Genomic DNA, 13,504 nt, shown 5'->3' with positions numbered 1-13,504 from the left:
AGGCAGTCCTTAGTCAGAGTCATTGCGGGCTTTGCGGGGCGCTGGTGTCCGGTGCGGGCTCTACCGGTACATCAACCGGTGGCACCGTGTCTTCCAGCGGCTTGACCTGCGGTGCCGGGCTGGAACGGTAATCGGCGCGGCGCTTGAGTTGAAACTCACGCACGGCGGCATTATGCGCATCCAGGTCATCCGAGAAAATATGGCTGCCATCGCCACGGGCGACGAAATACAGGCTGCTGCCCGGCACCGGATTCAGGGCGGCATGGATCGCCTCGCGACCCACCATGGCGATGGGTGTCGGCGGCAGGCCGGCGATCATATAGGTGTTGTAAGGATTGGCCTCCTTGAGATGGGCGCGGGTCAATTTGCCGTTGTAGCGCTCGCCCAGGCCATAGATCACCGTGGGGTCGGTCTGCAACATCATGCCCAGCTTCAGGCGACGCACGAACACACCGGCAATCTGCCCACGTTCTTCGGGCACACCGGTCTCCTTCTCCACCAGCGAGGCCATGATCAGCGCTTGATAAGGCTCGGTGTAAGGCGCATCAGCGGCGCGCCTGCTCCACTCCTGGGCGAGCACATCGTCCAGACGGTTGTAGGCTTTCTTCAGGAATTCGACATCGGTCATGCCCCGCACGAAACGGTAGGTGTCGGGAAAGAACCGCCCTTCAGGGAATACGCCGGAATGGCCGAGCTTGTCCATCACTTCGCTGTCACTGAGGCCGGTGAGGGTCTGCACGATCTTTTCGTGCTTGGCCAGGGCCGAGCGCACCTGGCGAAAGTTCCACCCCTCCACCAGGGTCAGGCTGTATTGCACCACTTCCCCACGCTGCCAAAGGCCGATCAGGCCTTCGGCGGTGAGGCCCGGGGTCATGCGGTATTCGCCGCTGTGCAGCGGCTGGTTCTCAAGGTTAAAGCGCCAGTAAAGACGCAGCCAGAAGGCACCGTCGAGCACGCCATCGGCTTCCAGACGATTGAAGGTGCCGGTGGGCGTGGCCCCTGCCGGTACATCGAGCAACTGCTCCTGGGTCAGGTGCAACGGCTGCTTCAAGGCAGCGTTGTATTTCCAGGCGCAAAAGCCCAACAGCAAAACCGCCGAGAACAGACCGATCAGCAGCAGTACAACCAGTTTTCGTATCACTCAAATATCCAATAGTGCGCGAACAATGCCCTGCAGTTTACGGGTGAGCGGCCCAACCGACCAGCTCATCCCAGCGCACTCGCGTACCGGCCAGATGCCATAAACGCTGTTGCACACGAAGACTTCGTCGGCCTGTTGCAACTGCTCCAGACTGATGTCGGCCACGGCCACCGGGACGCCCAGGGCTTGCGCCTGGTCGAGGATCTCGGCGCGCATCACCCCGGCAACGCCGCAACGCGTCAGATCAGCGGTACGTAACACGCCGTTGCGCACCACAAACAGGTTGCTGAACACGCCTTCGATAACCCGCCCGGACCTATCCAGCATCAAGCCTTCGGCATGCTCGGCATCCCGCCATTCGGCGCGGGCGATGACCTGCTCAAGGCGGTTCAGGTGTTTGAGCCCGGCCAGCAGCGGTTGTTCGGCCAAGCGGGTGGCGCACGCAAACAGACGGATGCCGTCGGTGCCATGGGCTTCGGGATAGATGGCGGGCGGACCGCCCTGCAAGATACGGCGTACCGCAGCATCGGGATCGATGCCGTAACCGCGCTGGCTGTCGCCACGGGTCAGGATCAACTTGAGCACGCCATCGCCCAGGGCTGCGGCATAGGCCAGCACTTCGCTGCGCACCCGTGCATGATCCACCCCCAACGCGAGGCGCCTGCAGCCCTCATCGAGGCGCTGCAGGTGACGGTCAAGCAGCACCGGCTGCCCGGCCTTGACCGCGATGGTTTCAAATACACCATCGCCATACGCCAGGCCGCGATCTTTCAGGGGCACGCTGTCCGCTGGCTGACCGTCGACCCAGCTGTGCATCACTCGGCGAACCGGCGGAACACCAGCGAGCCGTTGGTGCCACCAAACCCGAACGAGTTGGAGATCACCACGTCGATCGGCATCGGTTGCGCTTCGTGAGGCACAAAGTTGAGGTCGCAGCCTTCGTCCGGCTCATCGAGGTTGATGGTCGGTGGAGCGACCTGATCCTTGATGGCCATCACACTGAAGATCGCCTCGACCGCACCCGCCGCGCCCAACAGGTGGCCGGTCATGGATTTGGTGGAGCTGACCGCCAGCTTGTAGGCGTGCTCGCCGAACACCGACTTGATGGCTTCGGCTTCCGCCAGGTCGCCGGTCGGCGTCGACGTGCCATGGGCATTGATGTACTGCACCTGGTCGGCATTGACCTTCGCATCGCGCAGGGCATTGGTGATGCAGCGCGCAGCACCGGCACCGTCGGACGGTGGCGAGGTCATGTGGTAGGCGTCACCGCTCATGCCAAACCCGATCAGCTCGGCATAGATGGTGGCACCGCGCGCCTTGGCATGCTCCAACTCTTCCAGTACCAGGGCACCGGCACCGTCGGACAGCACGAAACCGTCACGGCCCTTGTCCCACGGACGGCTGGCACGGGTCGGCTCATCGTTGCGGGTCGACAGCGCACGGGACGCGCCGAAGCCGCCCATGCCCAGGCCGCAGGCAGCCATCTCGGCGCCACCGGCAATCATCACGTCAGCTTCATCGTAAGCGATGTTACGTGCCGCCATGCCGATGCAGTGAGTGCCCGTGGTGCACGCCGTTGCGATGGCGTAGTTAGGCCCCTGTGCCCCCAAATGGATGGACAGGAAACCGGAAATCATATTGATGATCGAGCCCGGCACGAAGAACGGTGAAATTCGACGGGGACCGGAATCGTGCAGCGTGCGGCTGGTTTCTTCGATATTGGTCAGCCCCCCAATCCCCGAACCCATGGCCACGCCGATGCGCTCACGGTTGGCGTCGGTGACTTCCAGGCCGGCGTTACGCACTGCCTGAAAACCGGCTGCCAGGCCGTATTGAATGAACAGGTCAAGCTTGCGCGATTCCTTGAGCGAAAGGTATTGCTCGACATTGAAACCCTTTACCGAGCCGCCAAAACGGGTGGAATAGGCAGAAAGGTCCGTGTGTTCGATCAGACCGATACCACTGTGGCCAGCCAGAATGCCCTGCCAACTGCTTGGCACATCCGTGCCCAGTGGCGACAACATACCCATACCGGTGACTACGACGCGTCTACGCGACACAGCACTCTCCTTTTTCTAATGACGACACTTTGCTTCGCAGCGTACTTTTCGTCACCGCTGAAAGAAAAAACCGCACGCCGTTACAGCAGTGCGGTTTTTCCCTGACAGCAGGCGACGACTACAAACTATTACGCCTGATGGCTAGTAACGTAGTCGATGGCAGCTTGAACAGTAGTGATTTTTTCAGCTTCTTCGTCCGGGATTTCGGTCTCGAATTCCTCTTCCAGAGCCATCACCAGCTCAACGGTGTCAAGGGAATCGGCACCCAGGTCTTCTACGAAGGAAGCAGTGTTGACCACTTCTTCTTCCTTAACGCCCAGTTGCTCGGCGACGATTTTCTTGACGCGCTCTTCGATGGTGCTCATACCTTGTTTAACTCCTAATGGACAAATTCAGGCAGCTGGCCAGTGGGTAAGTGTATAGAAAGCCATTTCGGTTTTTCAACCGAAAGCTTCACCCTGTACCCGCTCGACCACCTGCCTATAAATTAAGTTGCAGCTTTATAACGGATTTTAGACAGCTCGTATGACATATTTTTGAAGCGATCCGTCACAATTTAACTCATGTACATCCCGCCGTTCACCGGAATTGTAGCCCCGGTCACGTATGCCGCACCGTCGGATGCCAGGAAAGTGACCACATTCGCGATCTCTTGGGCCTGGCCCAGACGGCCCAGCGGAATCTGCGTCAGCAAGGCTTCACGCTGTGCTTCGGGCAGTTCGCGGGTCATATCGGTGTCGATGAACCCTGGGGCCACCGAGTTTACCGTAATCGACCGCGAGCCGACTTCACGCGCCAGTGCACGGCTGAAACCTTCCAGACCGGCCTTGGCCGCAGCGTAGTTTACTTGGCCGGCGTTGCCCATGGCACCCACTACGGAGCCAATATTGATAATTCGGCCCCAGCGCGCCTTGGTCATGCCGCGCAAAACACCCTTGGACAGGCGGAACAGACTGTTCAGGTTGGTATCGACCACGTCGTACCATTCGTCGTCTTTCATGCGCATCATCAGGTTATCGCGGGTGATACCGGCATTGTTCACCAGAATCGCCGGCGCACCGAACTGCGCGGTGATCGCGGCCAGCACGGCCGCCACGGATTCGTCACTGGTCACATTCAGCTCGAGGCCGGTGCCCTGCACGCCGTTTTCCTTCAGGGTTGCGGCGATACGCTCGGCACCCGAGGCGGACGTGGCGGTGCCGATCACGACGGCGCCCTGACGACCCAGTTCCAGGGCGATGGCCTGGCCGATGCCACGGCTTGCGCCGGTAACCAGTGCAACTTTACCTTGCAGACTCATGCAGGCTTCTCCTAAGTTCGGGGATCAGGCCAGCGCCGCACGAGCGGCAGCGAAGGCATCCGGGGTATTGAGATTGGCAGTCGATACGCCGTCGGCGCAGCGCTTGTTCAGGCCGGCCAGGACTTTGCCCGGGCCGCACTCGACCAGTTCGGTGGCGCCCTTGGCGGCCAGGGTCTGCACCGATTCAACCCAGCGAACCGGCTTGTAGAGTTGCTCCAGCAGGTCGCGCTTGAGGGTCTCCAGGTCCGGGGCGATCGCCGCGCTGACGTTCTGCACCAGCGGGATCTGCGGCGCCTGCCAGTTGATGGCGGAGATGGACTCGGCAAAACGCTCGGCCGCCGGGCGCATCAGCTCGCAGTGTGACGGCACGCTGACCGGCAACGGCAGCGCACGCTTGGCACCACGGGCCTTGCAGCCTTCGATGGCGCGCTCGACCGCTGCCTTGGCACCCGCGATGACCACTTGGCCAGGGGAGTTGAAATTCACCGCGCTGACCACTTCGCCCTGCGCCGCTTCGGCGCAGGCTTCGATCACCACGGCATCGTCCAGGCCCAGGATCGCGGCCATGCCGCCCTGCCCGGCCGGAACGGCCTCCTGCATCAACTGGCCACGACGCTCGACCAGCTTGACCGCTTCACCGAGGGTCAGGCTGCCCGCCGCGACCAGGGCGCTGTATTCGCCCAGGCTGTGACCGGCGACGAATGCAGGGCGTGCGCCACCTTCGGCCAGCCACACGCGCCACAGGGCGATCGAAGCGGTCAGAATGGCCGGCTGGGTCTTGTCGGTTTGATTGAGTTGCTCTTCCGGCCCCTGCTGGGTCAGCGCCCACAGGTCATAACCCAGGGCGTCGGAAGCTTCCTTGAAAGTGTCCAGGACCAGCGGGTATTGCGCGCCCAGCTCGGCCAACATGCCGAGGGACTGCGAACCTTGCCCTGGAAAGACGAATGCGAGGGATGTAGACATGTAACAAGCCCCTAATGATCTGGTCGTCAAAAATGCGCACGCCGACGGTGGGAGCGCGCGAAACTGACAGATTGGATGGTCAATTGAACTGGCCGGTCACATTTAAGCACTCCCGGGCCGATTCGCCTAAGGCAACAAGCCCTCCAGACGCCCGCGCAAGCGTTGCGGCAGGTTGTCCTGAATCTCGATCACGGCCCGCGCAATCGCGCTCTGAAAGCCCTCGACACCTGCCGAGCCATGGCTTTTCACCACAACGCCCTGCAACCCCAGGAAACTCGCGCCATTATGCCGCGCCGGCGCCAGGTCGGCCTGCAGACGACGCATCAACGGCAGCGCCAGGGCGCCGACCATGCGCGCTGCCAGGTTCTGCTTGAACAAGGCTTCGATACGCGTGGCAATCATGGTTGCCAAGCCCTCACTGGACTTGAGCAGAATGTTGCCGACAAAGCCGTCACACACCACCACGTCGGCTTCGCCACGGTACAAACCGTCACCTTCGACAAAACCTACGTAGTTCAAACCCCGCGCGCCCTGCAGCAAGGTGGCGGCCAACTTGACCTGCTGGTTGCCCTTGATGTCCTCGGTGCCGATATTGAGCAGGGCCACCCTTGGCCGGACCACGCCCAGCGCTTCGGCGGCCACCGACCCCATCACGGCGAACTGCAACAGATGCTCGGCACTGCAATCGACATTCGCCCCCAGGTCCAGCAACTGGCAATAACCTTTCTGCGTCGGAATCGCCGCCACCATCGCCGGCCGATCAATGCCCGGCAGGGTCTTGAGCACATGCCGCGACAGGGCCATCAGCGCGCCAGTATTGCCGGCGCTGACACAGGCGTGCACCTTGCCGTCGCGCAGCAGCTCCAGGGCCACGCGCATGGACGAGTCGGGCTTGCCGCGCAGGGCCGCTGCCGGTTTTTCGTCCATGGTGATGGTTTCGCTGGCCGGCGTAACCGTCAGGCGCGCGCGATCCACCGCCGGATGGCCGGCAATCAGTTCTTCAATAAGGGTAGGTTGACCGACAAGGGTCAGGTGCAGCGAGGGCGTAGCAGACAGGCTGGCAATGCAGGCCTGAACAATGCTGCGGGGACCGAAGTCCCCGCCCATTGCGTCAATCGCGATGACTTGAGCAGACAAGTGATTACTCGTCAGCGCCCTTGTCGATCACTTTACGGCCACGGTATACGCCTTCTGGCGATACGTGGTGACGCAGGTGAACTTCACCGGTGGTCTTTTCCACGGACAGGGTGCTAGCCTCGAGAGCGTCGTGCGAACGGCGCATGTCACGGGCGGAGCGGGATTTTTTGTTCTGCTGAACAGCCATAATTGATTAACTCCTAAACGTTTGGGTCACGCTTTAACTGCGCCAATACACTGAACGGGTTGGACCGCGTTACCTCGTCCTCGCTCGGTTCGGGCTCGTCATCGAGGCCCGCCGGCTGCTGGCATTCTTCCGGATGATGAGCAGGCACAATGGGCAAGGCGAGCAAAAGCTCCTCCTCGATCAGTGCATGCAGATCCAAAGGATCTTCGCCCAGTTCCAGCACGTCATAACCTTTCGGCAACGACTGGGTATTCGCACCCTCCTTCACCACGGCATAACTGCATTCGCTGTGGATCGGCAGGGTGACCAGCTCAAGACAACGCTGGCAAACCATTTTGACTTCGGTGTCGATAAGGCTGTGAATTACCACAGATTTACGTTCATCTCGTTCAAAAACGAATTTGGCCTGGACCGCACCGACAGTGTCGGAAAGCGAGTCGCAGAGTCTCTCCAAATCGGCCAGCGGCAATTCACCTTGAAGGGAAGTGCCACGATCAGCCAATTTGCGCGGGTCAACGTGAGGTGGAATCGGGTCATTCAACATAGGCGCAGCATTATAGGGATGCACCCGGCCATGTCAAAGGAAATTCAGCCCTGTGCGTCAGCCGGTCACGCCGCTAGAATCTGCGGCTGTCTTGAGGAGACGTATATGCTGCCTTTATTACTCGCGTCCAGCTCGGTTTATCGCCGGGAATTGCTGAGCCGCCTGCACTTGCCGTTCACCTGCAGCTCGCCGGATATCGATGAAAGCCATCGCCCGGGTGAGTCAGCCCTCGAGCTGGTCAAGCGCCTGGCCGAACAGAAAGCGCGCGCCCTCGCCGCCAGCCATCCCGGGCATTTGATCATTGGCTCTGATCAGGTAGCGGCACTGGAAGGCCGGATCATCGGCAAGCCCCACACCTTTGAAAATGCCCGCGAGCAATTGTTGGCGGCCAGCGGCAAGCGTGTGAGCTTTCTTACAGGCCTGGCACTGCTCAACAGCGAGACGGGGCACTGCCAGGTCGACTGCGTACCGTTTACCGTGCAGATGCGTGAACTGGACGCGGAGCGCATCGAGCGCTACCTGCGGATCGAGCAACCCTATGACTGTGCGGGCAGCTTCAAGGCCGAAGGGCTGGGTGTGAGCCTGTTCCAGAGCACTGACGGCCCGGATGCCACCAGCCTTGTTGGCCTGCCACTGATTCGACTGGTGGATATGCTGCTGACCGAAGGCGTACAAATTCCTTAAGTACACATCGACCCAATGTGGGAGGGCGCTTGCCCCCCCGATAGCGGTGGATCAGCCAGTTTATCTATAGCTGATACACCGTCATCAGGGGAAAGCCCCCTCCCACATTTTGATCGACTGCTGGCTTGAGATATCAGCGCAGGCTCGCGCCCTGGAAGCCTAGATACGATCAAACGGCGATTCCTCAACCGTGAAATCCACCGCTGCTGACCGAAGGCGTACAAATCCCTTAAATACACATCGACCCAATGTGGGAGGGGGCTTGCCCCCGATAGCGGTGGATCAGCCAGTTTATCTATAGCTGATACACCGTCATCGGGGGCAAGCCCCCTCCCACATTTTGGTCTACTGCTGGCTTGAGATATCAGCGCAAGCTCGGGCCCTGGAAGCCTAGATACGATCAAACGGCGATTCCTCAACCGTGAAATCCACCGCTGCTGACCGAAGGCGTACAAATCCCTTAAATACACATCGACCCAATGTGGGAGGGGGCTTGCCCCCGATAGCGGTGGATCAGCCAACTTATCTATTGCTGACACACCGGCATCGGGGGCAAGCCCCCTCCCACATTTTGATCGACTGCTGGCTTGAGATCAGCGCAATGTCGGGCCCTGGAAGCCCATGTACAGGGCCAGCTTCTCGGCCACGCTGGCACCAAGCTTCTTGGAGAAGCGGTCAAACGGCGATTCCTCAACCGTGAAATCCACCAACTCCTTCTCGCCAACCACATCCCGCGCCACCGAACTGGCGCTGCCCAGGCCGTCGATCAAGCCCAGCGGCAGCGCCTGCTCGCCCGACCACACCAGCCCGGAGAACAGCTCCGGATGCTCCTTGTCCTTGAGCCGATCGCCACGCCCTTGCTTGACGCTGGCGATGAACTGGCGATGGGTAGTGTCGAGCACGCCCTGCCAGAACTGGGTCTCATCCGCCTTCTGCGGCTGGAACGGGTCGAGGAACGCCTTGTGCTCGCCCGAGGTGTAGGTGCGACGCTCCACGCCCAGCTTCTCCATGGTGCCGACAAACCCGTAACCGGCTGCCGTCACCCCAATGGAACCTACCAGGCTGGCCTTGTCAGCGTAAATCTGGTCGGCGGCACTGGCGATGTAATAAGCGCCCGAAGCCCCCAAGTCGGAGATCACCGCATACAGCTTGGTGTCCGGATGCAGCGCGCGCAGGCGACGAATCTCGTCATACACATAGCCCGACTGCACAGGACTGCCGCCGGGGCTATTGATACGCAGGATCACGCCCTTGACCTTGGGGTCTTCGAACGCCGCGCGCAGGCTGCTGACAATATTGTCGGCGCTGGCGGGCTCCTTGTCGGCGATCACCCCGCGCACCTCGATCAAGGCGGTGTACTGACTGCCACGGGTGGCGCTCTTTTCCATGTCCATCAACGGGCTGAACAGCGCCAGTATGAGCAACAGGTAAGTGAAGGTCAGCAGCTTGAAGAAAATCCCCCAGCGGCGCGCGCGGCGTTGCTCCTGGACGCTGGCCAGGAGGGTTTTCTCCAGCAGCTTCCAGCTTTTGTCATCAGCGTTTTGCGCTTTTTCCGGCGCTTTCCACTCGTCACTCATGCCATCAACCCCAGCAAAGACTTATCGAGCCCGGCTGAGCCAGGCCTGCAATTGAGAAAAATGATCGATCGTGACCCTGGGCTCGTATGACTGCAGGGCCTCCGCAGACTGGGCGCCGTAGCTGACCGCCACGCTGTCCATGCCAGCATTGCGCGCCATCATCAGGTCGAAGGAGGCATCCCCCACCATCAACGCCTCGCGCGGCGATACACGGCAATGCGCCATGATCTGCTCCAGCATCAGAGGGTGAGGCTTACTGGCAGTTTCATCCGCCGCACGGGTGATATCGAAATAGTCTTCCCAGCCGTGCGCCTTGAGCACCCGATCCAGCCCGCGACGCGCCTTGCCCGTGGCGACGGCCAGGTGATAACCCTCGGCACGAAACGCTTGCAGCGATTGCACCACACCCTCAAACAGCGGCGAAGGCTCAGCCTCCAGCGCAATGTAGTGATCGGCGTAGTGCTCGCGGAAAGCGACCAGCTCAGTGTCGGATATGTGCGGATACAGCGTACGAATCGCCTCAGGCAAGCCCAGGCCGATAATGCCCTTGACTGCCAGGTCGCTGCACAACTCAAAGCCCGAGCGGGTCGACGCCATGTGCATCGACTCGACGATGCGGCCAATGGAATTGGCCAGGGTGCCGTCCCAGTCGAAAATCAGCAGCTTGTAATCACGGTGCGACACTCAGGCGCTCCACAGTCTTGGCCCACATGTCATCGACCGGCGCCTGCAACTTCAGCTCGCCACCGTCGGGCAGCGGCACGGTCAGCATGTAGGCATGCAGGAACAGGCGCTTGCCGCCCAGATCGCGGATCTCCCTGGAGAAATCCTCGTCGCCGTATTTGGTGTCGCCGGCAATGCAGTGACCGGCATGCAGGGTGTGCACGCGAATCTGGTGGGTACGCCCGGTCACCGGCTTGGCCTCGACCAGGGTGGCGAAGTCGCCGAAGCGGCGCAGCACCTTGAACAGGGTCAGGGCCTCTTTGCCCTCCTCGTCCACTTCCACCATGCGTTCACCGGAACGCAGGTTGCTCTTCTGCAATGGCGCCCGCACGCTCTTGATCGAGCTGGCCCAGTTGCCGCGCACCAGGGCCATGTAGCGCTTGTCAACGCCGTCGCCGCGCAGGGCGGTGTGCAGGTGGCGCAACATGCTGCGTTTCTTGGCGATCATCAACAGGCCGGAGGTGTCGCGGTCCAGGCGATGGACCAACTCCAGCTCCTTGGCATCCGGGCGCAACTGCCGAAAGGCCTCGATCACGCCGAACGTCAGGCCGCTGCCGCCGTGAACGGCAATGCCGCAGGGTTTGTTGATCACGATGAGTTTGTTATCTTCGAACACGATCGACGCTTCGAGGCGCTGCAGCAGGCCTTGGGCCAGTGGCACGGGCTCGTCGCGCTCAGGCACGCGAACCGGCGGCACACGGACGATATCGCCCGCCTGCAGCTTGTACTCGGGCTTGATCCGACCCTTGTTCACCCGCACTTCGCCTTTGCGCAAGATGCGGTAGATCAAGGTCTTGGGCACGCCTTTGAGCCTGGCCAGGAGAAAATTATCGATGCGTTGGCCGGCATATTCCGGCGAGACCTCGAGCAGCTGGACGCTGGGGGTCTGGGGGGCGGTAGTCGTCATGCCGGCGATGATAACAATTTTTTATGGAATTGAAGCACTTAATCATTGCTGCTATAGTCGCGAACGCCGCCAAAAGCGGCCTGGACAGAGGACTTGCGGCAAACTGCCGGCCCTGACCATCGCAATTCATCAGGACGCGAGGCCGTCCTACGGGGCGTTCGCCACCCTGGAAGGCTTGAGATTGTAACAAGCGCAGGTGACATGAGGCCTGAAGCGAGTGCGGTACGCAGAGTGAATACTCGCGTCCTGCGCCGATATTTACGGCCAGTTCACAAAGTGCAGTCAGTCCCGAGCCAGACCATGGCGAATGCTTCGGAAACAACGCCTGTTAAGAGCTGAGTGAGAGCGCAATCGCCCACACCTAGTCTTGTTTAGCCATGAGCGTGGACTCCCCTTTGGAGAACACGGTAAATGCCAACCCGCTGCGGATTCTGCGCGCGGCAGCACCCGAATTATCAGGGATACGTGTAGGGTGGAGATGCACAACCGTCGGACCGTGTAGCACTAGGCTTATATTTAGACGCTTCATCTCGTCCACAGTCGCCGGTTGATTCCTCCTCCTGACCTTAGCTTTTGTTGAAGTGGTGCCTTTGTCACCACCGCTAACAAGCAGGACGCGTCCGTCGCGATACCCGCCCAATTGGCAGGTTTTGCTGGACACTGGAGTGGCCAACCACTCTTGACGCACCTGACACCGACCGTGAGAAGTCGTGTGTGCCGAACGCCGTTTCCGGCAGCCCGGAAACCGACGGTACAACATGAAAAGAATGCTGATTAACGCAACTCAACCCGAAGAGTTGCGTGTTGCACTGGTAGATGGCCAACGCCTCTACGACCTGGACATCGAGTCCGGTGCACGCGAGCAAAAGAAGGCCAACATCTATAAAGGCCGTATTACTCGCATCGAACCAAGCCTTGAGGCTGCCTTTGTCGATTTCGGCTCCGAGCGCCACGGCTTCCTGCCCCTCAAGGAAATCTCCCGCGAATACTTCAAGAAAGCCCCCGAAGGCCGCGTGAACATCAAGGACGTCCTGAGCGAAGGCCAGGAAGTCATTGTCCAGGTCGAAAAAGAAGAACGTGGCAACAAGGGCGCCGCCCTGACCACCTTCATCAGCCTGGCCGGCCGTTACCTGGTACTGATGCCGAACAACCCGCGTGCCGGCGGTATCTCCCGTCGCATCGAAGGCGAAGAGCGCAACGAACTGCGTGAAGCGCTGAACGGCCTGATCGCACCGGCCGACATGGGCCTGATCGTGCGCACTGCAGGCCTGGGCCGCAGCAGCGAAGAAATGCAGTGGGACCTCGACTACCTGCTGCAACTGTGGACCGCCATCAAAGAAGCTTCGCTGGATCGTTCCGCGCCGTTCCTGATCTACCAGGAAAGCAACGTGATCATCCGCGCCATCCGCGATTACCTGCGCCAGGACATCGGCGAAGTGCTGATCGACAGCGTTGAAGCCCAGGACGAAGCACTGACCTTCATCCGCCAGGTCATGCCGCAGTACGCCAGCAAGATCAAGCTGTACGAAGACAGCGTGCCGCTGTTCAACCGTTTCCAGATCGAAAGCCAGATCGAGACCGCCTTCCAGCGCGTGGTCGAACTGCCTTCCGGCGGCTCCATCGTAATCGACCCGACCGAAGCCCTGGTGTCCATCGACATCAACTCGGCGCGCGCCACGAAGGGTAGCGACATCGAAGAAACCGCCCTGCAGACCAACCTGGAAGCGGCTGAAGAAATCGCCCGCCAGCTGCGCCTGCGTGACATCGGCGGCCTGATCGTGATCGACTTCATCGACATGACCCCGGCCAAGAACCAGCGCGCCGTGGAAGAGAAAGTCCGCGAATGCCTGGAAGCGGACCGCGCCCGCGTACAAGTGGGCCGTATCTCGCGCTTCGGCCTGTTGGAAATGTCCCGTCAGCGCCTGCGTCCATCCCTGGGCGAGAGCAGCGGCATCGTCTGCCCGCGCTGCAACGGCACCGGTATCATCCGTGACGTTGAATCGCTGTCCCTGGCGATCCTGCGCCTGATCGAAGAAGAAGCCCTGAAAGACCGCACCGCCGAAGTCCGCGCACAAGTGCCGATTCCGGTCGCCGCGTTCCTGCTCAACGAAAAACGTAACTCGATCACCAAGATCGAACTGCGCACCCGTGCCCGTATCGTCATCCTGCCGAACGATCACCTCGAGACGCCGCACTTCGAAGTCCAGCGCCTGCGCGATGACAGCCCGGAAGCCCACAGCGGCCAGTCCAGCTACGAAATCGCCGCCGCTGCCGCCGAAGT

General features: G+C 60.8%; 14 protein-coding genes. 2 read left to right on the top strand and 12 right to left on the bottom strand.

The window, feature by feature from the left end:
* Positions 1-19: 19 nt before the first annotated feature.
* From mltG to BFP96_RS09285, 9 genes are all read right to left on the bottom strand, one after another.
* Entirely contained in the window at positions 20-1,141 is a 1,122-nt protein-coding gene (gene mltG, locus BFP96_RS09325; protein WP_065936073.1) for an endolytic transglycosylase MltG, read from the bottom strand.
* On the bottom strand, positions 1,142-1,957 hold the full coding sequence (pabC, locus tag BFP96_RS09320) for an aminodeoxychorismate lyase (RefSeq protein ID WP_065892937.1): 816 nt from the start codon (positions 1,955-1,957) through the stop codon (positions 1,142-1,144).
* A complete protein-coding gene (gene fabF / locus BFP96_RS09315) occupies positions 1,957-3,201 on the bottom strand; it encodes a beta-ketoacyl-ACP synthase II (protein WP_057721119.1) in 1,245 nt (414 codons plus the stop codon). The genes pabC and fabF overlap by 1 nt, the downstream gene beginning before the upstream one ends.
* A 128-nt stretch (positions 3,202-3,329) precedes the next feature.
* On the bottom strand, positions 3,330-3,566 hold the full coding sequence (acpP, locus tag BFP96_RS09310) for an acyl carrier protein (RefSeq protein WP_003175607.1): 237 nt from the start codon (positions 3,564-3,566) through the stop codon (positions 3,330-3,332).
* A gap of 191 nt (positions 3,567-3,757) precedes the next feature.
* Complete coding sequence (fabG, locus tag BFP96_RS09305; protein ID WP_057721118.1) at positions 3,758-4,501, bottom strand: 3-oxoacyl-ACP reductase FabG; 744 nt, start codon at positions 4,499-4,501, stop codon at positions 3,758-3,760.
* A gap of 24 nt (positions 4,502-4,525) precedes the next feature.
* Positions 4,526-5,464 carry an ACP S-malonyltransferase gene (gene fabD / locus BFP96_RS09300; protein WP_065936072.1) on the bottom strand — a complete coding sequence of 313 codons (939 nt, stop codon included), beginning with the start codon at positions 5,462-5,464 and terminating at the stop codon, positions 4,526-4,528.
* Positions 5,465-5,590: 126 nt separating this feature from the next.
* Positions 5,591-6,601, bottom strand: coding sequence for a phosphate acyltransferase PlsX (plsX, locus tag BFP96_RS09295; RefSeq protein WP_083205639.1), 1,011 nt, complete (start codon positions 6,599-6,601; stop codon positions 5,591-5,593).
* Positions 6,602-6,605: 4 nt separating this feature from the next.
* The gene (gene rpmF, locus BFP96_RS09290) at positions 6,606-6,788 is read right to left on the bottom strand and encodes a 50S ribosomal protein L32 (protein ID WP_003179396.1); all 183 of its coding nucleotides are present in this window, start codon (positions 6,786-6,788) and stop codon (positions 6,606-6,608) included.
* A gap of 13 nt (positions 6,789-6,801) precedes the next feature.
* Positions 6,802-7,332, bottom strand: coding sequence for a YceD family protein (locus BFP96_RS09285; RefSeq protein WP_057721115.1), 531 nt, complete (start codon positions 7,330-7,332; stop codon positions 6,802-6,804).
* Between the two features lie 105 nt (positions 7,333-7,437).
* Here BFP96_RS09285 and BFP96_RS09280 point away from each other — a divergent pair, with 105 nt between their 5' ends.
* Positions 7,438-8,016: a Maf family protein gene (locus BFP96_RS09280; protein ID WP_065892940.1), complete on the top strand. Its 579-nt coding sequence runs from the start codon at positions 7,438-7,440 to the stop codon at positions 8,014-8,016.
* A gap of 593 nt (positions 8,017-8,609) precedes the next feature.
* Here the strand turns inward: BFP96_RS09280 and BFP96_RS09275 are convergent.
* From BFP96_RS09275 to rluC, 3 genes are read right to left on the bottom strand one after another with little or no spacing between them, the layout of a single operon-like run.
* Positions 8,610-9,593 (bottom strand): S49 family peptidase, encoded by a 984-nt coding sequence (locus BFP96_RS09275; RefSeq protein ID WP_065892941.1) that lies wholly within the window; start codon positions 9,591-9,593, stop codon positions 8,610-8,612.
* Positions 9,594-9,614: 21 nt separating this feature from the next.
* A complete protein-coding gene (locus BFP96_RS09270; RefSeq protein WP_065936071.1) occupies positions 9,615-10,277 on the bottom strand; it encodes an HAD-IA family hydrolase in 663 nt (220 codons plus the stop codon).
* Positions 10,264-11,223 carry a 23S rRNA pseudouridine(955/2504/2580) synthase RluC gene (gene rluC / locus BFP96_RS09265; protein ID WP_065884788.1) on the bottom strand — a complete coding sequence of 320 codons (960 nt, stop codon included), beginning with the start codon at positions 11,221-11,223 and terminating at the stop codon, positions 10,264-10,266. Before rluC ends, BFP96_RS09270 begins: the two co-directional genes overlap by 14 nt.
* Positions 11,224-11,981: 758 nt before the next feature.
* Between rluC and rne the strand changes: the two genes are divergently transcribed.
* A partial coding sequence (gene rne, locus BFP96_RS09260) for a ribonuclease E (RefSeq protein ID WP_170875995.1) occupies positions 11,982-13,504 on the top strand: 1,523 nt, incomplete at its 3' end.

Source organism: Pseudomonas sp. 34 E 7, from assembly GCF_900005715.1.
Classification (GTDB): domain Bacteria; phylum Pseudomonadota; class Gammaproteobacteria; order Pseudomonadales; family Pseudomonadaceae; genus Aquipseudomonas; species Aquipseudomonas orientalis_A.
Note: the sequence above shows the minus strand (reverse complement) of the source record. Positions and strands in the feature narration are given on the sequence as shown.

Coding starts and splice junctions, on each gene's coding strand:
- BFP96_RS09275 (WP_065892941.1), bottom strand. CDS start 9,593: ATGAGTGACGAGTGGAAAGCGCCGGAAAAAGCGCAAAACGCTGATGAC.
- rluC (WP_065884788.1), bottom strand. CDS start 11,223: ATGACGACTACCGCCCCCCAGACCCCCAGCGTCCAGCTGCTCGAGGTC.
- BFP96_RS09280 (WP_065892940.1), top strand. CDS start 7,438: ATGCTGCCTTTATTACTCGCGTCCAGCTCGGTTTATCGCCGGGAATTG.
- fabG (WP_057721118.1), bottom strand. CDS start 4,501: ATGAGTCTGCAAGGTAAAGTTGCACTGGTTACCGGCGCAAGCCGTGGC.
- fabD (WP_065936072.1), bottom strand. CDS start 5,464: ATGTCTACATCCCTCGCATTCGTCTTTCCAGGGCAAGGTTCGCAGTCC.
- BFP96_RS09285 (WP_057721115.1), bottom strand. CDS start 7,332: ATGTTGAATGACCCGATTCCACCTCACGTTGACCCGCGCAAATTGGCT.
- pabC (WP_065892937.1), bottom strand. CDS start 1,957: ATGCACAGCTGGGTCGACGGTCAGCCAGCGGACAGCGTGCCCCTGAAA.
- acpP (WP_003175607.1), bottom strand. CDS start 3,566: ATGAGCACCATCGAAGAGCGCGTCAAGAAAATCGTCGCCGAGCAACTG.
- rpmF (WP_003179396.1), bottom strand. CDS start 6,788: ATGGCTGTTCAGCAGAACAAAAAATCCCGCTCCGCCCGTGACATGCGC.